Raw genomic sequence first — 20,208 nt, forward strand, 5'->3', positions numbered from 1 at the left:
GCTCGCGCGCGTGCGCCTCGCGCTGCCCATCCCCGACGGGCGGCTGGTCGATCCGTACTGGAGCGACGGCGCGTTCATGCTCGCGCTCGAGCGCTTCGGCTATGACATTTCCGACGGGAGGGCTGCGACCACCGCCTTCCAGCGCCGCTGGCGGCCGGGCACCATTACCGGCGAGATCGACGGCGAATGCCGCGCGATCCTGTTCGCGCTGCTGCTCGACCGCGACGCCGGGCGCACGCGCTGATTGCGCTTCGCCCCGTTCCGCGCTAGGCCGCGCGCAGCCAGAGGGTCGGGCAGCCGCGGGTCATGCAAATGGCGCGAGGAAAGTCCGGGCTCCACGAAACAGGGATGCCGGGTAACGCCCGGCGGGGGCGACCCCAGGGACAGTGCAACAGAAAGCAGGTTGCCACAGGCTTCGGCCCGGTAATATTGAAAGGGTGCGGTAAGAGCGCACCGCGCGGCCGGCAACGGTTCGCGGCACGGTAAACCCCATCCGGAGCAAGACCGAATAGGGGCGGATTTGGCGATACGGTTTCCGCTTGCGGAGGCGCGTCCCAGGGGAGTTTCGGCCCCTTGCCGCCCGGGTTGGTTGCTTGAGCGGTGCAGCAATGCCCCGCCTAGAGGAATGGCTGCCCATGACCGGCAACGGTCAGGACAGAACCCGGCTTACAGACCCTCTGGCGATTTTCTGTAATTGCATGCGTATGGCGGATCAGGCGCACCGGATGCGGCGCTTCCGGGGCGGCGGTCCGCTCAGATCGAGGCGAGCACCAGCTTCGACGGCACCGAATAGTCGATCGCGGCGGGCGACTGTTCCAGCTCGTTCAGATCACACTGCGCAAAATCCTGCGCCGCATCGCCACCCGCATAAGCCGTGGAGCCGAGCACGAACGTCGCCATCATCGCGATGGAGAGCATGGCTGCGAACATCAACTGGCGGCTCATTGGTGGCACTTCCCTGAAACGTCTTCAATTGCAATCTATGCTGCGAATGCGAGATAGATAGCAGGCAAGAGGTTTCAAGACCCTTAGCGTTCGACGAACGACATGGGGGAGCGATGAAGGGGCGGGCGCCGTTGCGCAATTGTCGCGCCGGCTGTAGTTTTCCTCCAGATCAGGGGGATCGCCATGGGGAAGCCTAAGTCGCTGGGTCACTTTCTGCTCGCCGGGGCAGCTCTGGCGCTGGTGGCCTTGGCGCCCTCATTAGCCTCCGCACAGACGCCTGCGGCCAAAATCGGCGCGGGGCGCCAGGAATGCGGCGCGGCTGCGCAGACGCAGCGGGTCGCGTTGCTCATCGGCAATGGCGGCTATGACGGGGCGGACTGGGATGGCCTGGCCAACGCACCCAATGATGTCGAGCGGCTGTGCGGCGTTTTCGCGAAAGCGGGGTTCCGAGTGATCCGGCTGGTCGACGTCGATGCTGTAACAGCGCGCAGGGCGGTCGAGGAATTCGCCACGCTCTCCGCCGCCGCTGACACCGCGCTGATCTATTATGCCGGTCATGGCTTCGAATTTGGCGGCGAGAACTATCTCGTCCCGGTCGATGCGCCGCGCCTCGCCAGCAAGAACGGCCTGGCCGAGCATTTCCTGCCACTCGATGCGCTGATGGGCGCGGCAAGAGCGAAGAGGTTCAACCTGTTCTTCCTCGATGCCTGCCGCTCCTTCGATGCGGTGGTCGAACTGACCGATCTCGACCCGGGCGGACGTGATGGCGCGGTGAGCACCATCGGCCTGCCGCGCGGCGGCAAGGGCGTGGTTTTCTATTCGACGGTCAAGGGCAGCCCAGCGCTGGACGACGCCCCGCCCGAGGCCGACGCGATCAGCCCATTCGCCGCCGCGATCGCCAAGTACAGCGCCACTCCGGGGCTGGAGCTCGACCAGTATCTCAAGATCGTCGCGCGCGATGTCGAGGAACGGACGCGCCCGGTCATCGATCCGGCACAATACCCGGTGCGCTACGGGCAGTTCCGCGAGGATTTCTTCCTGATGCCGCTGGAAGCAGGCAGCCCGGACGATTCCGTCGCCTCGCCCGGAGCCCCCGCCCCGCAGCGCCCGCGTGCCCGGACAGGCGCGATCCGCAGCGCACCGGGAGCCTTGCTCATGGCAATGCCGCAGACCGTCAATCTGCTCGCCGGATACACGCTCGACCGACTGGGCACCGAGGACGAACCTTATCTCGTCGCCGATCTGCTGACCAAGGCGAGCGTCCCTGCGCTGGTCAGTGCGGCGCAGGCAAACAACGATCCGGTCGCACAGTATCTGCTCGGCTATATGTTCGAGTTTGGCGTCGGGGTGCCCAGGGATCTCGCCGCTGCACGTACATGGCTGGAGCGATCGGCAGCGCAAGGACACCCGGCGGGCGAACTGGAGCTGGGCTATTATCTTCGCGCCCACGCGCCCGAAGAGGCTGCGCGCGCCCGCGAGCTTTACGAAATGGCGGCAGCGCAGGATTACGCCAAGGCCAAATCGCATCTCGGCGACTTGCTCATCGTCGAGGCACGCGGCGAGCGCGATCCCGTCAAGGTCGCCGCGCTCAAAGAACGAGCACGCAGCCTGTTCCAGCAGGCGGCGGACAAGGGACATCCGTTCGCGATGTTCGCTCTGGGCGCGCATATCGGTGATGCGGCCACAGCTTCCGCCATGCTCGATGCCCTTGCCGCCAAGGGCAATCGCGAGGGCGACCATTGGCTGTGCGAACTGGCCTATTTTCGCAATGACCTGGCAAGTGCCGATGCCGTGCGCCATTGCATGCGCGGCGCGAGCGGGGGCTTTGCCGGATCGCAATTTCTTCAAGCGCGACGCTATGCCGACGGTCTTGGTGTGCCCCGATCGCCGCGAGAAGCCGATTATTGGGCAAGGCTTGCCCTTTCGCACAAGGAACTGGACCCCGGCAGGCGCGCCGTGCTGGCGAGCATCGTTCTCCCCGAACGCGCAACCCCCTAGCCCTTCCCCGCTCGCACCGCTACATGCCGCACATGGCAGGCAGACGATCCACCGACTGGGGTTTTCCGCGATGGCGGGGCTATGGCGCTTCCCGCGAAGCGCAGCAGGTGCGGATGTGCGATCGGCATGGGTGCGATCAGCCGGGCAATTGCCCTGCGCCCAAATCGCCCAACAGCCGCGACCGCTGGTATTTCTGCGAACGCCACGCTGCCGAATATAACCAGGGCTGGGACTATTTCGCGGGCCTCGACAAGGAAGAGGCTGCGGCGCGCGCTGCCGAGGAACAGCGCGACAATTCGGGCTATCGCGAATCCGCTTTCCACGGCTGGACGGGCTCTGGCGACGGATCGCGCAGCCGTGACGAGATGCGCGCGCTCGACGTGCTCGAATGCGATGTGCATGCCGAGTTCGAAGAGGTAAAAAAGGCCTATCGCCGTCTCGCCAAGGCCAATCATCCCGATACCAACCAGGGCGACAAGGAAGCCGCCGCGCGCTTTCAGGCGATCCAGGCGGCCTATGCGGTGCTGCGCAGCGCCGAAGAGCGAAAGACCTGGAAGGGCGTGTAATCGCGCGCCCGCGTTCCTATCTGCCCCCCATGAAAATCGAAATCCGAGCCAACTGGTCGCATGCGCTGCTGGTGTGCAAGAAATGCCAGAAACGCGCCAAGGCCAGCTTCGGTCCCGAGGGCGACCGCTCGCTCGCCAAGGCGCTCAAGCGCCGCCTGCCCGCGGGCAAGGGCCGCAAAGCGCGGCTCGGCGTGGTCGAGGTGCCTTGCCTCGACATCTGCCCGAAAAAGGGCGTGGTGCTGATCGACACCCGCCATCCCGATCGCTGGCAGATCGTGCGTGAGAATGCCGATATCGATAGGCTCGCCGAAGACCTCAGCGCATAGCAAAAGGCCCCTCCCGTTGCCGGGAGAGGCCCTGCATCACCAGGGTAGTGGTGAAATCAGCGGCAGCGAACGTTGCCGCGGTCGATCTCGCGACCGATCGCTGCGCCGCCCAGGCCGCCGATCACGGCACCGAGGGTCTTGTCGCCGCGGCCTGCAATCGCGTTACCGGCCAGGGCGCCGACGCCTGCACCGACCAGAAGACCGGTCGTGCCATTGTCACGGCGGCAATAATAGCGGCCGTCATTGCCGCGCCAGTAGCGGTTGCGGGCTTCGCGGCGGCCGTCACGACGCCCCTCGCGATAGGCGCGGCGTTCGCCACGGTCGAACTGGGCGGCGTCCTGCGAATAGAAATTGGTCGAAACCGGCAGGGCGACCGGAGCAGCGGGCGCGGGGTTCAGAAACGCAGCGGCACTGGCAAGGGCAAGGTTCAACATGGTCTTTCTCCACAATTGGCTCCGGACGTTTGGCCCGGCTCGAACCTAACAACATTCATCCTCAAAGGCAGTTTCATGAACGGGAAACAACAAGCGCGATTTCCGTCTTTTCGCCGACGAAACGAGCCATTTCAGCGATGAACCGTGAAATCACTTGCAACGAAGTGCTGTCTTATCCATATAAGACACATGCTGAACATCCTCTCCATCATCATCGGCCTTGTGGCACTTCTGCTGGCCATCCCCGCTTTCCTGCCACTGCTTGGCGCGCTCAACTGGCTGATCGTTCCGATCGCGCTGGTCGGCGTGCTGCTGGGCTTCCTGTCGAGCAGCAACACGGGTCGCAACCTGTGCCTGATCGTGCTGGTGGTCTGCATTATCCGGCTATCGCTGGGCGGCGGCATCCTCTAACGCGCCGCCATGAGCGGTGAAGCCAAGCAACTGAACGGCCTGCCCGAGGCGGTGGGCGCCTATACCATCTGGGGCTTCATGCCGCTGTTCTTCAAGCAGCTGCAGGGGATTTCCCCAGTGGAAATCGTCGCGCACCGCGTGATGTGGTCGGTATTGCTGGTGCTCGCCATCCTGTGGGCGCGCAGGTCGCTGCACGAATTCCTGACCGCCATCCGCGACCCGCGCACCCGCCGCTTCATGATCGCCAGCACCACGCTGATCGCGGCCAACTGGCTGATCTATATCTGGGCCATCACCAACCAGCATATTCTGGCGGGAAGCCTGGGCTATTACATCAACCCGCTGATCAATGTCGCACTGGGCGTGCTGTTCTTCAGCGAACGGATGAACCGAACCCAGCTGATCGCGATCACGCTGGCGGCGGCAGGCGTGCTGGTGCTGGCGAGCGAATCGCTCGCCTCGATCTGGATCAGCCTGTCGCTCGCGGGATCGTTCGGCCTGTATGGCATGGTGCGCAAGATGGCGCCGGTCGGCTCGCTGCCGGGCCTCGCCTGCGAGACGGTGCTGCTGCTACCCTTTGCGATCGGTTATGCCCTTTGGGCCCATCTCTATGACCCGACACCGGGCTTCGGCTATTCGCCCTATACCGACGCGTTCCTGATCGCGGGCGGCGCGATCACCACCATTCCGCTGCTGCTGTTCGCGAGTGCCGCGCGCAAGATGCCGTTATCGACCCTGGGCTTCGTCCAGTTCATCGGCCCGACGATCCAGTTCATGCTCGGCGTATTCGTCTATGACGAGCCGTTCACACGGGCGCACGCGATCTGCTTTGCGCTGATCTGGAGCGCGGTCGCGGTATTCTGTCTGGACGGGGTGCGTCGATCACGGGCGGCGCGGGTGGCTCAGCAAGCGGCCTGACCGTCATTCCCGCGAACGCGGGAATCCCGCTCAGACTTCGCGGCCGGTAAGGAAGCGGGACCCCCGCTTTCGCGGGGTTGACGTGGAAAAAGATCAGCGAACCAAGGCTCAGCCCGCTGAAACCAGGCCCTTTTCCTGCATCAGCGTCTGCAGTTCGCCGGCTTCGAACATTTCCATCATGATGTCCGATCCGCCGATGAACTCGCCCTTCACATAGAGCTGGGGAATGGTGGGCCAGTCGGAGAATTCCTTGATGCCCTGGCGAACTTCCATGTCCTGAAGCACGTCGACGCTCTCGTAATCCACCCCCAGATGGTCAAGAATGGCAACGGCGCGGCTGGAAAAGCCGCATTGCGGGAAGAGCGGCGTGCCCTTCATGAACAGAAGGACGTCGTTCGCTTTCACGATCTCGGCGATACGGGCCTGTGCGGTGTCGGTCATCGGGATGCTTCCTTGAATATGCAGATGACAATTAGCTGGGAAGCGCGGTGGTCAGTTGCAAGGCGTGGAGCTCACCGCCCATGCGCCCGCCGAGCGCGGCATAGACCGCGCGCGTGCGGGCAAGCCGCGTCATCGGGCGAAAGCTCTCCGCCACGACATGGGCGGCATAATGGTCGCCATCGCCCGCAAGATCGGTGATCGTGACCTCGGCATCGGGGATGCCCGCCTTGATCAGCGCCTCGATATCGGCAGCGGCCATCGGCATGGCTCAGTTCGCCTCTTCGATGAACTGGCGACGCGCTTCGGCCATCTTGGCTTCCAGCGCGGTGCGCACGCCCAGCTCGTCGATATCGACGCCCGCCGACACGAGATCGCCCAGCAGCTTGCGGATCACGTCCTCATCGCCCGCTTCCTCGAAATCGGCCTGAACAACCGACTTGGCATAGGCCTCGGTCTCTTCCGGGGTAAGGCCCATCTGCTGCGCGGCCCAATGCCCGACCAGGCGGTTGCGGCGGGCAGTGATGCGGAACTGGAGGTCCTCGTCGGCGGCAAATTTGGCTTCGAATGCGCGTTCGCGATCATTGAAACTGGTCATGTCGATCCCTTGTTGATCATGCAGGTCTGACGCTAGCGCATAGGCCGAGCCAGGCGCAGCGGCAAGCGCCAAACCGCATGATTCCGCTGGTTACATCGTCACGACAAGCTTGCCGATTGCCTCGCGATTTTCAAGCTTCGCGATGGCCTTGGGCGCGTCGGCAAAGCTGAAGCTTTCCGAAATGCGCGGGGAGATCTTGCCCGCAGCCCACAGATCGAACAGCTCGGCGATATTGGCGGCATTGCGCTTGGGCTCGCGCGCGGCGAACGCACCCCAGAACACGCCGCAGACATCGCAGCTCTTGAGCAGCGTGAGGTTGAGCGGCAGCTTGGCGATCCCTGCAGGGAAACCGACGACGAGAAAGCGCCCCTCCCAGGCCATGGCGCGCACCGCCGGTTCGGAATAGTCGCCACCGACCGCGTCATAGACGATGTCCGCGCCATTGGGACCGACGGCCTGCTTGAACGCATCGGCCAGGGCCTTGGACTGCGCCTTGTCGAAAGGCTGGCGTTCGTAGACCACGGTCTCGTCCGCGCCCGCCTCGCGCGCAGCCTTGGCCTTGTCCTCGCTCGACACCGCCGCGACGACACGTGCGCCATAGGCCTTGCCCAGTTCGACCGCTGCCAGGCCGACACCGCCTGCCGCACCGAGCACCAGCAGCGTGTCGCCCGGCTTGATGTGCCCGCGATCCTTGAGCGCGTGGATCGAGGTGCCATAGGTCATCAGCAGCGATGCGCCCTGTTCGAAGCTGAACTGGTCGGGGAGCTTATAGGCTCCGGCGGCCGGAACCGCCTTCTTCTCGACCAGACCGCCAAAGCCGGTGCCCGCGATCACGCGGTCGCCCACCGTCCAGCCGGTGACACCCTCGCCCACCGCCTCGACGATCCCGGCAATCTCGCTGCCAGGCGCAAACGGGCGCTGGGGTTTCAGCTGATACATGTCCTTGATGATCAGCGCGTCGGGGAAGTTGATCGAGCAGGCCTTGACGGCGACCAGCAGCTCACCAGGGCCGGCCACCGGCGCGTCGACCTCGGTCATTTCCAGCGTTTCGGGGCCGCCTGCGGCGTTCGACAAAAGGGCTTTCATCTTAGGGCTCTCTCCAGTTGTTTGTGATTATTCCCCGTCACCCCCACGCAGGCGGGGGTCCCGCTTTATCCAATGCTCGGCGCGGAAGCGGGATTCCCGCGTTCGCGGGAATGACGAATTCATGCAGCTGCAGGCACCAGCCAGGGCTTTTCGCTCGCCAGCTTCGCCTCATAGGCGCTGATCGCGTCGGTCTTGGCCAGCGTCAGGCCGATCTCGTCCAGCCCCTGCATCAGGCAGGTCTTGCGGAACGGGTCGATCTCGAAGCTGAAACGGTCCTGAAACGGCGTGGTGACGGTCTGGCTTTCCAGGTCGATATGGATCGGATCGGTCGCCGCGACCTCCATCAGCCGGTCGACCGCCTCCTGCGGCAGCACGACGGTCAGGATGCCGTTCTTGAAGGCATTGCTCGAGAAGATGTCCGAAAAGCTGGGCGCGATAACCGCGGTGATGCCGAGATCGGTCAGCGCCCAGGCGGCATGCTCGCGGCTCGACCCGCAGCCGAAATTGTCGCCCGCGATCAGGATCGGCGCGCCGGCAAATTCGGGATCGTCGAACACGTTGCCCGGTTCGGCCCGTACCGTCTCGAACGCTCCCTTGCCGAGCCCTTCGCGGCTGATGGTCTTCAGCCACTGCGCCGGGATGATGATATCGGTATCGACATTCTTGCGGCCGAAGGGGAGGGCCCGGCCTTCCACACGATCAATCGGTTGCATGGGGTCCCTCGGTCGCTTCGGCACCGGGCTCTTCGGGCTTGGGAGCCGCGCCGGTCTTGGGCTTGGTGAACTGCTTGCCGACATAGAGCAATGCCGCTGCCAGCGCCGCCGATCCCACCGCCGCGCCTGCCATGGCGCCGCTGGACCAGCCGTTCTTCTTGTCCTTGGTCACTATCCTACTCCGCTGCCTGGGGAAATGCCGGCAATTTCTTGATGTCTGCCGGTTCGTGCTGAATGATCACTGTCGCACCCAGATTGTCGGCCAGTTTCTTGAACCGGTCAAGCGAAGCGAGCGTTTCAGCCCGATCGTAATTGAAGGTGGGCACGCCGTTGCTCTTATAGTTTTCGCTGAAATGCGCGAGATCGCCGGTGAGCAGCACCGGCTTTCTCTTCAGGCGCACCAGCAGCCCATTATGCCCCGGCGTGTGCCCAGGCAGCCGCAGCATGGTGACCGAGCCGTCGCCGAACACGTCCTTGTCGTTCGCCACCGCCTCGACCTTGCTGCCGCCCTTGATCCAGGCCTCGAACGGCTTGGGGTCGGCGCCATAGGTAGCGGGATCGGTGGTCACCACCTGCCAGTCGTTCTTGCCGACGAGCAGCGTCGCGCCGGGAAAATCGGCGAGCTGGCCGATATGGTCGAAATGATAATGGCTGACCGCGACATATTTGATCGAGGCGGGATCGACATTCAACGTCGCCAGCTGTTCCTTGATTGTCAGGGTCACGGTCGCGTCCATCGCGGCCTTGCTGTCGAGCGGCTTGCCCTTCATCGCGGCGGGCAGCCCCGTATCCCAGAGCATGTAGTCGCTGCCATGCTGGATCAGATAGCAGCTGCTCGCGAGCTGCTTCGACTTGCCGGTATAGGCCTTCGTATCCGAAAAGGCGTTGAGGTCATTGGCCGCGACCGTGCCACAATCGAGCCGCCACAACTTGACCTCGGCCTGCTGCGCAATTGCAGGACTGGAGGCGAGGCCGATCGAAATAGCCATAAGGCTCAACAATTTGCGCATATCATCTTGCTCCCGTCGTCAATAAGCCGCGCCGCAAGTCTCCGCATGTTGCGCGGATTTGGCAACGAGCTGCGATCACACCAGTTCGCGCACGTCCGCAAGACGACCGGTCACCGCAGCTGCTGCCGCCATGGCGGGGCTGACCAGATGCGTGCGGGCGCCCGGCCCCTGGCGGCCGACGAAATTGCGGTTGGACGTCGAGGCGCAGCGTTCGCCGCTCGGCACCTTGTCCGGGTTCATGCCGAGGCACGCCGAACAGCCCGGCTCGCGCCATTCGAATCCGGCTTCGATGAAGATGCGGTCGAGCCCCTCTTCCTCCGCCTGACGCTTGACCAGGCCGGAGCCCGGTACGACCAGCGCCGACTTGATTCCGGGGGCATTGTGGCGGCCCTTCAGCACTTCGGCGGCAGCGCGCAAATCCTCGATCCGGCTGTTGGTGCAGCTGCCGATGAAGATATGCTCGACCGGCACTTCGGTCAGCGGCGTGCCAGCGGCAAGGCCCATATAGTCGAGCGACTTCTGCGCGGCGGCGCGCTTCGACGCGTCTTCGAAGCTCTCGGGATCGGGGATGACGCCGGTGATCGGCACGACATCCTCCGGGCTCGTGCCCCAGGTGACCGACGGCGCGACATCGGCGGCGTTGATGACGACCGACTTGTCGAACACCGCGCCGTCATCGGTGTGCAGCGTGCGCCAGTACGCGACGGCCGCGTCCCAATCGGCCCCCTTGGGCGCCATCGGACGGCCCTTGAGATAGGCGAAGGTGGTGTCGTCTGGCGCGATCAGCCCGGCGCGCGCGCCTGCCTCGATCGACATGTTCGATATCGTCAGACGTCCCTCGATCGACATCTGCTCGAAAACCTTGCCGCGATATTCGACGACATGGCCGGTGCCGCCCGCAGCACCGATCTGGCCAATGATGTGCAGGATCAGGTCCTTGGGACTGACACCTGCTGGCAAGTCTCCCTCAACGCGGATTTCCATCGATTTCGAGCGCTTGAGCTGCAGTGTCTGCGTCGCCAGCACGTGCTCGACCTCGGAGGTGCCGATGCCGAACGCCAGCGCGCCGAGCGCGCCGTGCGCGGCGGTATGGCTGTCGCCGCAGACCATGGTGCAGCCGGGCAGCGTGAAGCCCTGTTCCGGGCCGATGACATGGACGATGCCCTGGCGGATGTCGGTGGCGCTGATATAGGGCACGCCGAACGCGGGCGCGTTGCGCTCGAGCGCCTCGAGCTGCGCGCGGCTTTCGGGATCGGCGATCGGAATGCGGTTGCCCTGGGCGTCGACGCGCGCGGTGGTGGGCACATTGTGATCGGGCACGGCGAGCGTCAGGTCGGGTCGGCGCACCTTGCGCCCGGCCATGCGCAGCCCCTCGAACGCCTGCGGGCTGGTCACTTCGTGCACGAGATGGCGGTCGATGAAGATGATCGCGGTGCCATCGTCGCGCTGGTCGACGACATGCGCGTCCCAGATTTTCTCGTACAGCGTTTTTGCCTGAGCCATCGTGCAGATTACCCCTTCAAACCGGTCTTCGCTGGTCGCTTGGCAGAACCCTTCCCCCAAATCCAGCGCGGATTTGGTTGCCGTTGCAACCGGGACAATATGCCCTCTTCAATCGGGGGGCGAATGCGCCTATTCTTGGCGTTATGCAGGTCCTGATCAACTTCGGCATCGTAATAGCCTCTGTCGCGTTCATGGAATTCGTGGCGTGGTGGAGCCACAAATATGTGATGCACGGCTGGGGCTGGGGCTGGCACCGCGACCATCACGAGCCGCACAACAACACGTTCGAGAAGAACGACCTCTACGCGATCGTCGGCTCGGCGATCTCGATCAGCCTGTTCGTCATCGGGGCCTGGCTTTGGGAACCGGCGACCTGGATGGGCGTGGGCGTGATGATCTATGGCATCATCTACACGCTGATCCATGACGGGCTGGTGCATCAGCGCTATTTCCGCTGGGTGCCCAAGAGCGGCTATGCCAAGCGCCTCGTCCAGGCGCACAAGCTGCACCACGCGACCATCGGCAAGGAGGGCGGCGTGAGCTTCGGCTTCATCGTCGCCGAGGACCCGGTGAAGCTGAAGAAGGAGCTCAAGCGCCAGCGCGAGGCAGGGATTGCCGTCGTGCGGGACTCGGTCGGCGCCAGCTGAACATGGCAAAACGGGCCTGACGGCTTTTCGACCATCAGACCCGCTTTCTGTCCATCCGCCCCCGTAAAGGGGACGTGGCGATTACAGCCGCTCGATCTTGCGCGCGGCTTCGTCGAGGATTTCGGCGACCTGGTGCTTGAACTCGGTATCCACCTCGCCGCTGGCGAGACGGTGCGCCATCGCGGCCATCAGATTGCCGACCGCACGGCCGATCTGCGGGCCGCCGGCGCGCTGTTCGCGCTCCTCGCCCGCTTCCGTCAATCGGGCGATCAGCGCATCGGCCTCGTCCCGCTTTTCCGCCAGCTCCGCGACGCCCGCATCGGTGATGCGGAACGCCTTGCGCGATCCTTCCGTCTCCGCCGAAGCGATCAGGCCCGTATCCTCCAGCAGGCTGAGCGTGGGATAGACCACGCCGGGGCTGGGGGCATATTGGCCGCCGGTCATCTCCTCGATCGCCTTGATCAGGTCATAGCCGTGGCGCGGTTCCTTCTCAATCAGCGCCAGCAGCACGAGCCGCAATTCGCCGCCATCGAACATCCGCCGACGCCCGCGCGGTCCACGACCGCCGCCACCACGTCCGCCCCGGCCACCGCCTTCGAAGCTGAAATTGCCGAAATCCCAGTCGCCACCCCAGCCGCGGCCACCAGGGCCAAAGCTCATGGCGATAAAGGGCTTCATGCGGCCTTCCCAGCCGCCGCGCGGGCCACCGCCCATTCTGAAACGCATAGTCATATCGATTCTTACTCCTGTGTATCTCGATGGGTCTAAGATATATCTTTATGCATCTTCGTCAAGAGGCGAAATGCGACGACCTGCCCTTTCGCGATTTTGCGCGAGCGGCTAGCGTGCTCCCGATGAGCGACCTGTTCGACACCCTTCCCGCCGACAGCCAGGCTGACCCTGCGCCTGGCCCCGATGCGCCGCTGGCGGATCGGCTGCGGCCGCGATCGCTGGACGAGATCATCGGCCAGGATCATCTCACCGGACCGGAGGGCGCGATCGGGCGGATGGTCGCGGCGGGCAAGCTGTCCTCGATGATCCTCTGGGGTCCGCCCGGCACCGGCAAGACCAGCATGGCGCGGCTGCTGGGCGAGGCAACGGGGATGCGCTTCGTCGCGATCTCTGCCGTGTTCTCGGGCGTCGCCGACCTCAAGAAAGCCTTTGCAGATGCCGAAAGGATGGCGGGCGCGGGCCAGCGCACCCTGCTGTTCGTGGACGAGATCCACCGCTTCAACCGCGCGCAGCAAGACGGGTTCCTGCCCTTTGTCGAGCGCGGCACGGTGGTGCTGGTGGGGGCCACGACCGAAAACCCCTCGTTCGAACTCAACGCCGCCTTGCTCAGCCGCAGCCAGGTCCTGATCCTGCGGCGGCTCGACGAGGCGGCGCTGGCCGAGCTGATCGCGCGCGCCGAGCGGCTGACAGGCAAGACGCTGCCGCTGACCGAGGATGCCCGCGCCGCGCTGATCGCCTCGGCCGATGGCGATGGCCGCTTCCTGCTCAACCAGGTCGAGACCTTGCTGTCGATCCAGGTCGATGCCCGGCTCGACCCGGCGGAGCTGGCGGCGTTGCTCCACCGCCGGATGCCGGTCTATGACAAGGACCGCGAGGGGCATTACAATCTCATCTCTGCGCTGCACAAGGCGATGCGTGGCTCCGATCCGCAGGCCGCGCTCTATTATCTCGCGCGCATGCTGGTGGCGGGCGAGGAGCCGCTCTACGTCCTGCGCCGGATCACCCGCTTTGCCAGCGAGGATATCGGTATGGCCGATCCGCAGGCGCTGGTGCAGTGCCTTACCGCCAAGGACGCCTATGCATTCCTGGGCTCTCCCGAAGGCGAGCTGGCAATCGTCCAGGCCTGCCTCTATTGCGCGACTGCGCCCAAGTCGAACGCCGCCTATGCCGCGCAAAAGGCCGCGTGGAAGGCCGCCAAGGCCACCGGATCACTGATGCCGCCGCCCAATATCCTCAACGCGCCGACGAAGCTGATGAAGGATATCGGCTATGGCCAAGGCTATGCCTATGACCATGACGCGCAGGACGGATTTTCCGGCGCGAACTACTGGCCCGAAGAGATGGAACCGCAAGCCTTCTACCAACCGGTGGAACGCGGCTATGAAGCCCGCATCGCCGAACGCATGCGGGTGTGGGAGGAGTTGCGGAAGCAGCGGGGTTAGGCGGCCTGGGCGAAGCTACGCCGAATCTGGTCGGCAGCGGCCACTGCATCCACCATATTCCGATAGGTCTGGCCGCTTCGGGCCAGCAGTTGCCCTTCTTCGCCGTAAAACAGCCAGCACCAGTTCTGATTGCCACGATCGACGAATTTGAATCCCGGGCTATTCGGTTGCAGATCAGCGGGCGTCAGAGCAAAGGTATCGTCATCCGCAGCGATAGCCGCATCGATCTCGCTATCTGTCATGGCACCGACACGCGCCCAGTCTGACCGGGCTGCCTCATTCCCCGTGGCCGAAACGCGATCTGAAAACCTCTCGCTCATATCTGCTCGCTCGCCTGGCACTGATCAGCCTGATTGCACCGCTACGAACGGTATATACCACGGCAATGATCCTGTCGTCACCCCGAGAGACTCCAAGGGCCAACAGCCTCAGTTCATCACCGGCTTCCCGGACAGCGGCCGGGTTGATCAGGTCACCCTCCCAAAACTCGGCCAACTCGCAAAAATCGATCCCGTGCTTTTCCAGATTGATCAAGCGCTTGGCTTCGTCCCATTCAAATTCCATAACGCCCTGCCCACGCTGGAGTTCTCAAAGATGCCAAAGCCGTTCCGCCCTGCCCGCTTCACGCAAGCTATCGCAGGATTTACCCTGGCTCTAGCCCTGCTTGGCTCTCCAACGGCAGCGCAGCAGACACCCCCGCCTGCAGGCCCGACGCGCCTGACGATGGCCGAGGCGGCGGGGTACAAGGCGCAGTTCCTGTGTTCGGGCCTGTGGAACGGCAACAAGACGGTCGCCGATATCGAGGCGGACGAGCTTTCGGGCATATACCCGCATATCGACCCGATCGTGCCGGGCCTGAAGGCCGAGATCGACGAAGCCGCGCATCAGGTGAGCGTCAGTTTCGCCGAGGACATGCCGCCGCGCGTTGCCCGGCACAATCCGGTCACCGGCTGCACCTCGATGCCGATCGGCTGGACCAATGACGGCCGCCGTCTGCCCGGCGAGGCGCTGGAGCGCGCGCCTGCTGGCAGTCTCGACGACCGCCCCTGGCCGATGGGTGATGCCGATGCCAGCGACCCACGCGTGATGATGATCACCCCGTTCGACACGCTGATCGAGAGCGCGTTCGATGCGAAAGCCTTTGGCGGCAAGACCAGCGGCGTGGTGATCGTCCACAAGGGGCGCATCGTGCAGGAACGCTACAAACAGGGGCACGACCTGCATACCGCGCAGCGCACCTGGTCGGTCGCGAAGTCGATCGCGGGCACCTATGTCGGCTTCGTCCGGCAGAAGGGCTTCACCATCCCCGAAACGCCGATCCGCGAATGGAACGTGCCGGGCGATCCGCGCCGCGCGATCACGGTCGATAACCTGCTGCGCATGGGCAGCGGGCTCGAGAGCGACAGCCCCGGCAACCGCACCGACGCGGTATACATGGGCGCGGGCGAAGTGCGACAGTGGACGACGCAATGGCCGATGCTGCACAGGCCCGGCTCGACCTTCCGCTATGCCAATAACGACATCCTGCTGGCGACGCTCGCCGCGCGCGATGCCGCGCCGGATCTTCACCCGCACCAGATGTTCGACGCGATCGGCATGACCCGCACCTGGGCCGAGACCGACTGGCAGGGCAATTACATCCTGTCGAGCCAGGTCTGGACCACTGCGCGCGACATGGCACGCATGGGCCTTTTGTACCTGAATGACGGCATGTGGGACGGCCAGCGCATCCTGCCCGCAGGCTGGCGCGACTATGTGACGAAGCCCAGCGGCCCGCAGCCCGACGGTCCGTTCGGCTATGGCGCAAGCTTCTGGCTGATGAACAGGAGCGAGGGCGTGCCCGCCGATGCGTTCGCAGCGTTCGGCAATCGCGGCCAGTATCTTGTGGTGATCCCCAGCCGCGATCTGGTGATCGTGCGGCGCGGCTATGACAAGGCGGGCGACCAGTTCGACATCGCCAGGTTCACCGCCGAGGTGCTCAAGCAGATCCGCTGACAGCATGCGTCACTTCGCGCATTATGCCTGTTTCGACTGGTCCGGCCAAGCGGTAGCACGGCCAAAAGGTCTGGCGCTGGCGACCATCGCAGCCGAGGACGAGGCGCGGCCGGTGCTGCTGCGTCCGCAAGGCGGCTGGTCGCGCGGCGCGGCGCTCGACTGGCTGCTCGACCATGCCGCAGCGGGGACCGACATGCTGATCGGGCTGGACCTTTCCCCCACCTTCCCGTTCGTCGATGCGGGCGGCTATTTCCCCGATTGGGAGCATAGCCCCGCCGACGCGCGCGGCCTCTGGGCGCTGGTCGACGGGCTGTGCGCCGAGGACGAACATCTCGCCGCGAGCAGCTTCGTGCGGCATGATGAGGCGCGGCGCTATTTCCGGCACGGAAAGGGCGACACTGGTGACCGCTTCGGCAGCCTCGGCACCGGGCGGCTGCGCGCGGTCGAGCATCACCAGCGCCGCACGAAACAGGCGAATAGCGCCAGCTGCTTCAACCTCGTCGGCGCAGCGCAGGTCGGCAAGTCGAGCCTCACCGGCATGCGCGTGTTGCACCGGCTCGCAGGGCGCGTGCCGATCTGGCCGTTCGATCCGGTGCCGGAACGCGGCCCGGTGATCGTCGAGATTTATACCAGCATCGCCGCGCGCGCCGCAGGGGTTGCAGGCGGGCGGAGCAAGGTGCGCGATGCCGAAGCGCTGCACCAGGCGCTCGCTGCGCTCGGCGCGCCGCCGCCTGCCCCGCTGCTGGCGCATGACGACCATAGCACCGATGCGCTGATCACCGCTGCCTGGCTGCGCGATGCCGCGCGCGATGCGGAGCTGTGGCACGCCCTGTGGCATCCGCCCATGCTCGATGACGCGATCCGCCGCACTGAAGGCTGGACCTTTGGCGTCAAATAGCGCATGGCACGCGGCGCAATCGCGATGGGTACGCCGCTTTAGCTCAGCTGGTAGAGCAACCGCCTTGTAAGCGGTAGGTCGTTGGTTCGAATCCGACAAGCGGCACCATGCACGGTCGCAATCAGGGGCTTGGGGGGCCGCAATCGCACGAAAGCTGACCTGTCGCTGATGGACTTCTCGCCCGCCGAAAACCTGCCCCAACCCGCATCCCGGTTTTCGCATTGGCGCGAAGCGTGGCGCTCGCGGTTCGGCGAGCGTGCGGGCGGCATCATCCTGGCGCTGATTGCCGAACTTCTGTTCGTGCTCGCCCTGCTATCGCTGTCGATCGCGCCGCCGGGCGAAAAGCGCGAAGAATCGCTGATGACCGTGTTCGGCGTGACACCCGAACCCACAGCGGAAAAGACCGAGCAGGACAGCCCCAAGCCTGCGGAAAACGCCTCGCGCTCGCCCGAACCGACCGAGCAGGAAGAAAGCCCGGTCGAGACGCCGAGTCCGGTCGTCTCTCCCCAACCCTCGCCAATCCCACCGCCGATCGTCGCGATCCCTTCGCCCCAGGCCGCGCCAGCCGCGCCGCCTGCGCAGCCCAAGGCCAAGGCCGTGATCAAGCCGGGCCGCGTCTATGGTCCGATGGATAAGGGCGTGCCCGGCGACAGCGAGCGGGTCGGCTCCGGTCCGAATGGCGAGCCGCTGTTTGCCGCCGCCTGGTATCGTGAGCCCTATGACGATGAGCTCAAGGGCTATCTGTCGACCGCACGCGGCCCCGGTTCGGCGCTGATCGCGTGTCGCACGGTGCCGGATTTCCGGGTCGAGGATTGTTACGAGATCGGCGAATCGCCGCAGGGGTCGGGAATTGGCCGCGCAGTCATTGCCGCCGCCTGGCAGTTCCGCGTGCGCCCGCCCCGCGTCGGCGGGGTATCCAAGGTGGGCGAATGGGTGCGCATCCGCATCGACTACGGCGTGCGCACCACCAGTCGCTGAAATTGCTCGCCGCTGATCAGCCGCGCGTGAAGACACCGCAGGCGAGGCGATCCCCGCTATCGCCCGAAGGATCGGTCTTCTGGTCGTCCGCCTTGGCGTGGATCACCAGAGCCGCCCCATCGGCATCGAGCATCTGATCGAGCTGCGCTTCGTCGAGGAGATAATCCATCCGTCCACTGCCGTCGCTCGCCACGACGAGATTGGGCATGTCGCCCGAATGCTGGCCCTGCGGATTGTTGAGGCCATGTTTGGCACCCATGGGATTCCAGTGCCCGCTTGCGCTCTCGAACTTCGGCCCCTCGCACTTGCCGGTCATGTGAACATGGATGCCGTGCTCGCCCGCCGACATGCCCGTGGCATTGATGGCGAGGCGGATACCGCCCTCTTCCTGCGTGGCCGTCACCGAGCCTGCATCCTTGCCGTCGGCCGTCCTGAGCAGCGCCTGCGCGGTGGCGGGAGCGGAGTCGGCGGCCATATAGGCGCGCTCGGGTTCGTCCTGTGCGGCCGGCGCTTCGGCATCGTTGCTGCAGGCGGCGAGCGCGAGGCCAAGGGTCAGGCTGGTTGCGGTCAGAATTGTTCGGGCAGAGATCATCATGGGCTCCTGTCTTTGCCCAATTACCCCGCGCGCCTTTCTCCGGTTCCCGCACGAGCCGGGAAAGTCTGTTTGACAATGCGACGCCTTGCCGGTTGGTTGACCGCACCAGACGCCTTAACCGCTGCAGGAGAGAATGCCGCATGTCCCACGCCGTTGCCGTCAATCCCCCAACCGATCTCAACCAGGCGCTGGGCTTTGTCCGCGTCGTCGAACTCGATCCGGCGGGCCGTGCGACGATCGAATATCAGGCGGGCATGCACATGTGCCATTCGGGCGGCGTGGTTCAGGGTGGGTTCGTCACCGGCTGGATCGATGCCGCCATGGCCTATGCCGCCATGGCGATGACCGGCCCGGACGTCGTGCCGATGTCACTCGAACTGAAAGTCAGCTTCTTCGCGCCGGCGCGCCCCGGCCTGCTCACCGCGACCGCCTGGGTCGAGAAGCGCGGACGCAGCACCTGCTTTTTCGAAGGGCAGTTGCTCGACGCCGGCGGCAAGGTGCTGGCCAAGGCGAGTTCCACGCTGATGCTTGCCGACCGGGGACGGATCGAGCAGGCTTCGAGCGCGGCGCTGGCGACCGACTAGACTTGCGATTATTTCGGTGCAGCGGCCTGCAGGTCGCTCAGGAAGCTGCGGATCCGCTTGGCGTTGACGCCGAGATCGCTCTTGCCGACGCGAGAGACGCTGCGGACGTCGACTTCGCTGGTAAGACCGCCGGGGCCAGGCTGCACCCGCACCACGACATCGTCCTTGAACTTGAACAGCGAAACCGTGTCGGTCGCCTCAAGCCGCCCTTCCTCGGGCTTTGACGCGGCGATTTCCCAGCCACGCTCGCGTGCGACCTCGGTGGCCAGCGTCACGGCACGGTCGACCGGCAGCTTGATCACCACCGTCTTCAGATCGCCATAGGCGCCGCGGTGCAGCACCTTCCAGCGCTCCTTGGCGTCCATGCCGGCATATTTGGGTTCGCCGCGACCGGGAATGTCGGCAAAATCGTCGGGACGCAGCTTGAGCACCTGGAATTGCGGCGGGTTGTCGAGATTGGTGGTGATGTCGTGAATCTGCGGCACGCTGCGCGCGACATTGATCCAGTATCCCATGAAGCCGAGATAGACGAGCGAGCAGACCAGTCCCATCACCGTCAGATCGCGGATGCGCTTGCCCTTCTTGCGATAGAGCAGCAGCACGATGAGCGAGAATACCAGACCCACCAGCGCCACGACAATGGCGGCTGCCACGGTGCTGACGCCGTTCAGCTTGCCCCACCAATCCTGGCCCGCACCGATCGCGCCGATCAGCGCCATCACGATCGATCCTGCCCCCAGCAACAGGCAAAGCCGTGCCAGCCAGATCGAACCATGTGGTTTTGCGGTCTCGTCCATGAACTCCCCCTGTTACGCGTACGTGTTGCCAGCAAGTCACACATAGGAAAGCGATGGCGCTTTGGCAAACCTTATGGGGAAGCCGGAGGGTCAAGAATTGCGCTCGACTCAAGGGCTTGCCGTCCCTAAGGGCGCGGATCGACGCCCTTTCCTTCTATCGTCTGGACCGATGACCGAATTCAACATTATCCCGCTGGATCAGGTGGATAGCGCCTGGGTTGAAGAACTGCTCGATCTGGTGTTCGGCCCGGAGCGAAAGAACCGCACCATCTATAAGGTGCGCGATGGCCTTGCCCATCTGCCCGCGCTCAGCTTTGCCGCAGTCGATGGCGAGGGCTATCTGGTCGGAAGCATCCAGTGCTGGCCGGTCGCGCTGACCGATCCCGATGGGCTGGCCTATCCGATGATCCTGGTCGGCCCGGTCAGCGTCGCGCCCGATCACCAGGACCAGGGCATCGGCCGCGCGCTGATGGCGGCGGTGTTCGGCGCGATGGGCGTGGGCGAGAAGCTGCCGCTCGTGCTGCTGGGCGATCCCGAATATTATGGCACCCGCTTCGGCTTTACCGCCGAGCGCACCGGGGGCTGTCTCTTATA

The 20,208-nt window shown here is 64.7% G+C and carries 27 protein-coding genes, 1 tRNA gene, 1 other RNA gene and 1 pseudogene; 15 read left to right on the forward strand and 15 right to left on the reverse strand.

Annotation, left to right across the window (positions count from 1 at the left end; translation table 11 throughout):
* Together AX735_RS25800 and rnpB are read left to right on the forward strand one after the other, a co-directional pair.
* Positions 1–244, forward strand: a pseudogene (locus AX735_RS25800) (N-acetylmuramoyl-L-alanine amidase); the annotation flags it as partial.
* A gap of 37 nt (positions 245–281) precedes the next feature.
* An RNA gene (rnpB, locus tag AX735_RS10610) (RNase P RNA component class A) lies at positions 282–685 on the forward strand.
* A gap of 68 nt (positions 686–753) precedes the next feature.
* Here rnpB and AX735_RS10615 read toward each other — a convergent pair.
* Positions 754–945, reverse strand: a complete 192-nt coding sequence (locus AX735_RS10615; RefSeq protein ID WP_066279566.1) for a hypothetical protein — start codon at positions 943–945, stop codon at positions 754–756.
* Between the two features lie 183 nt (positions 946–1,128).
* Between AX735_RS10615 and AX735_RS10620 the strand changes: the two genes are divergently transcribed.
* The 3 genes from AX735_RS10620 to AX735_RS10630 are packed head-to-tail and all read left to right on the forward strand — an operon-like array spanning position 1,129 to position 3,835.
* Positions 1,129–2,943, forward strand: a complete 1,815-nt coding sequence (locus AX735_RS10620) for a caspase family protein (protein ID WP_066279568.1) — start codon at positions 1,129–1,131, stop codon at positions 2,941–2,943.
* A 32-nt stretch (positions 2,944–2,975) separates the two neighbouring features.
* Entirely contained in the window at positions 2,976–3,509 is a 534-nt protein-coding gene (locus AX735_RS10625) for a J domain-containing protein (RefSeq protein WP_066279570.1), read from the forward strand.
* 29 nt (positions 3,510–3,538) lie between these two features.
* Positions 3,539–3,835, forward strand: a complete 297-nt coding sequence (locus AX735_RS10630) for a hypothetical protein (RefSeq protein ID WP_066279578.1) — start codon at positions 3,539–3,541, stop codon at positions 3,833–3,835.
* A 56-nt stretch (positions 3,836–3,891) separates the two neighbouring features.
* Here the strand turns inward: AX735_RS10630 and AX735_RS10635 are convergent, their stop codons facing one another.
* Positions 3,892–4,269: a glycine zipper 2TM domain-containing protein gene (locus tag AX735_RS10635; RefSeq protein WP_066279585.1), complete on the reverse strand. Its 378-nt coding sequence runs from the start codon at positions 4,267–4,269 to the stop codon at positions 3,892–3,894.
* A gap of 189 nt (positions 4,270–4,458) precedes the next feature.
* Here AX735_RS10635 and AX735_RS10640 point away from each other — a divergent pair, with 189 nt between their 5' ends.
* Positions 4,459–4,680 (forward strand): hypothetical protein, encoded by a 222-nt coding sequence (locus AX735_RS10640; protein ID WP_060977173.1) that lies wholly within the window; start codon positions 4,459–4,461, stop codon positions 4,678–4,680.
* A 9-nt stretch (positions 4,681–4,689) separates the two neighbouring features.
* Positions 4,690–5,598, forward strand: a complete 909-nt coding sequence (gene rarD / locus AX735_RS10645; protein WP_066279589.1) for an EamA family transporter RarD — start codon at positions 4,690–4,692, stop codon at positions 5,596–5,598.
* A 108-nt stretch (positions 5,599–5,706) separates the two neighbouring features.
* Here rarD and grxD read toward each other — a convergent pair whose 3' ends face one another.
* The 8 genes from grxD to leuC form a co-directional block, all read right to left on the reverse strand.
* The gene (gene grxD / locus AX735_RS10650; protein WP_060977175.1) at positions 5,707–6,039 is read right to left on the reverse strand and encodes a Grx4 family monothiol glutaredoxin; all 333 of its coding nucleotides are present in this window, start codon (positions 6,037–6,039) and stop codon (positions 5,707–5,709) included.
* A 31-nt stretch (positions 6,040–6,070) separates the two neighbouring features.
* Positions 6,071–6,304 (reverse strand): BolA/IbaG family iron-sulfur metabolism protein, encoded by a 234-nt coding sequence (locus AX735_RS10655; protein WP_023836414.1) that lies wholly within the window; start codon positions 6,302–6,304, stop codon positions 6,071–6,073.
* 3 nt (positions 6,305–6,307) lie between these two features.
* On the reverse strand, positions 6,308–6,634 hold the full coding sequence (locus AX735_RS10660; protein WP_060977285.1) for a DUF1476 domain-containing protein: 327 nt from the start codon (positions 6,632–6,634) through the stop codon (positions 6,308–6,310).
* A 90-nt stretch (positions 6,635–6,724) separates the two neighbouring features.
* Complete coding sequence (locus tag AX735_RS10665) at positions 6,725–7,720, reverse strand: NADPH:quinone oxidoreductase family protein (protein WP_066279592.1); 996 nt, start codon at positions 7,718–7,720, stop codon at positions 6,725–6,727.
* Positions 7,721–7,839: 119 nt separating this feature from the next.
* Positions 7,840–8,433, reverse strand: coding sequence for a 3-isopropylmalate dehydratase small subunit (leuD, locus tag AX735_RS10670; RefSeq protein ID WP_066279595.1), 594 nt, complete (start codon positions 8,431–8,433; stop codon positions 7,840–7,842).
* On the reverse strand, positions 8,420–8,605 hold the full coding sequence (locus AX735_RS10675) for a hypothetical protein (RefSeq protein WP_060977178.1): 186 nt from the start codon (positions 8,603–8,605) through the stop codon (positions 8,420–8,422). Before AX735_RS10675 ends, leuD begins: the two co-directional genes overlap by 14 nt.
* Before the next feature lie 4 nt (positions 8,606–8,609).
* The gene (locus AX735_RS10680; protein ID WP_066279600.1) at positions 8,610–9,443 is read right to left on the reverse strand and encodes an N-acyl homoserine lactonase family protein; all 834 of its coding nucleotides are present in this window, start codon (positions 9,441–9,443) and stop codon (positions 8,610–8,612) included.
* A 75-nt stretch (positions 9,444–9,518) separates the two neighbouring features.
* Positions 9,519–10,946: a 3-isopropylmalate dehydratase large subunit gene (gene leuC / locus AX735_RS10685; protein ID WP_066279602.1), complete on the reverse strand. Its 1,428-nt coding sequence runs from the start codon at positions 10,944–10,946 to the stop codon at positions 9,519–9,521.
* Positions 10,947–11,089: 143 nt separating this feature from the next.
* Between leuC and AX735_RS10690 the strand changes: the two genes are divergently transcribed.
* Positions 11,090–11,593 carry a sterol desaturase family protein gene (locus AX735_RS10690; RefSeq protein ID WP_066279611.1) on the forward strand — a complete coding sequence of 168 codons (504 nt, stop codon included), beginning with the start codon at positions 11,090–11,092 and terminating at the stop codon, positions 11,591–11,593.
* Between the two features lie 81 nt (positions 11,594–11,674).
* Here the strand turns inward: AX735_RS10690 and AX735_RS10695 are convergent, their stop codons facing one another.
* Positions 11,675–12,319, reverse strand: coding sequence for a PadR family transcriptional regulator (locus tag AX735_RS10695; protein ID WP_066279615.1), 645 nt, complete (start codon positions 12,317–12,319; stop codon positions 11,675–11,677).
* Positions 12,320–12,447: 128 nt separating this feature from the next.
* Between AX735_RS10695 and AX735_RS10700 the strand changes: the two genes are divergently transcribed.
* A complete protein-coding gene (locus tag AX735_RS10700) occupies positions 12,448–13,767 on the forward strand; it encodes a replication-associated recombination protein A (protein ID WP_066279621.1) in 1,320 nt (439 codons plus the stop codon).
* On the opposite strand, the gene AX735_RS10705 is transcribed toward AX735_RS10700, so the two are convergent.
* Positions 13,764–14,009 (reverse strand): hypothetical protein, encoded by a 246-nt coding sequence (locus AX735_RS10705; protein WP_066279629.1) that lies wholly within the window; start codon positions 14,007–14,009, stop codon positions 13,764–13,766. The two genes, AX735_RS10700 and AX735_RS10705, sit on opposite strands and share 4 nt — an antisense overlap.
* A 34-nt stretch (positions 14,010–14,043) precedes the next feature.
* The gene (locus AX735_RS10710; protein WP_066279632.1) at positions 14,044–14,331 is read right to left on the reverse strand and encodes a BrnT family toxin; all 288 of its coding nucleotides are present in this window, start codon (positions 14,329–14,331) and stop codon (positions 14,044–14,046) included.
* A 30-nt stretch (positions 14,332–14,361) separates the two neighbouring features.
* Between AX735_RS10710 and AX735_RS10715 the strand changes: the two genes are divergently transcribed.
* The 4 genes from AX735_RS10715 (at position 14,362) to AX735_RS10730 (ending at position 17,638) form a co-directional block, all read left to right on the forward strand.
* Positions 14,362–15,762 carry a serine hydrolase domain-containing protein gene (locus tag AX735_RS10715; RefSeq protein ID WP_231750087.1) on the forward strand — a complete coding sequence of 467 codons (1,401 nt, stop codon included), beginning with the start codon at positions 14,362–14,364 and terminating at the stop codon, positions 15,760–15,762.
* Positions 15,763–15,766: 4 nt separating this feature from the next.
* Entirely contained in the window at positions 15,767–16,660 is an 894-nt protein-coding gene (locus AX735_RS10720) for a hypothetical protein (protein WP_066279634.1), read from the forward strand.
* A 32-nt stretch (positions 16,661–16,692) separates the two neighbouring features.
* Positions 16,693–16,768 (forward strand) — tRNA-Thr (locus tag AX735_RS10725).
* A gap of 21 nt (positions 16,769–16,789) precedes the next feature.
* On the forward strand, positions 16,790–17,638 hold the full coding sequence (locus AX735_RS10730) for a hypothetical protein (protein WP_231750088.1): 849 nt from the start codon (positions 16,790–16,792) through the stop codon (positions 17,636–17,638).
* A gap of 16 nt (positions 17,639–17,654) precedes the next feature.
* Here AX735_RS10730 and AX735_RS10735 read toward each other — a convergent pair whose 3' ends face one another.
* Positions 17,655–18,233: a superoxide dismutase family protein gene (locus tag AX735_RS10735; protein ID WP_099046465.1), complete on the reverse strand. Its 579-nt coding sequence runs from the start codon at positions 18,231–18,233 to the stop codon at positions 17,655–17,657.
* A 140-nt stretch (positions 18,234–18,373) separates the two neighbouring features.
* Between AX735_RS10735 and AX735_RS10740 the strand changes: the two genes are divergently transcribed.
* Entirely contained in the window at positions 18,374–18,817 is a 444-nt protein-coding gene (locus tag AX735_RS10740) for a PaaI family thioesterase (RefSeq protein WP_066279642.1), read from the forward strand.
* A gap of 8 nt (positions 18,818–18,825) precedes the next feature.
* Here the strand turns inward: AX735_RS10740 and AX735_RS10745 are convergent, their stop codons facing one another.
* Complete coding sequence (locus AX735_RS10745) at positions 18,826–19,614, reverse strand: DUF1499 domain-containing protein (protein ID WP_066279645.1); 789 nt, start codon at positions 19,612–19,614, stop codon at positions 18,826–18,828.
* A 169-nt stretch (positions 19,615–19,783) separates the two neighbouring features.
* Between AX735_RS10745 and AX735_RS10750 the strand changes: the two genes are divergently transcribed.
* A partial coding sequence (locus tag AX735_RS10750) for a GNAT family N-acetyltransferase (protein ID WP_066279648.1) occupies positions 19,784–20,208 on the forward strand: 425 nt, incomplete at its 3' end.

Origin of the sequence: Blastomonas sp. CCH1-A6 (genome assembly GCF_001556365.1) — a bacterium.
Taxonomy (GTDB): domain Bacteria; phylum Pseudomonadota; class Alphaproteobacteria; order Sphingomonadales; family Sphingomonadaceae; genus Blastomonas; species Blastomonas ursincola.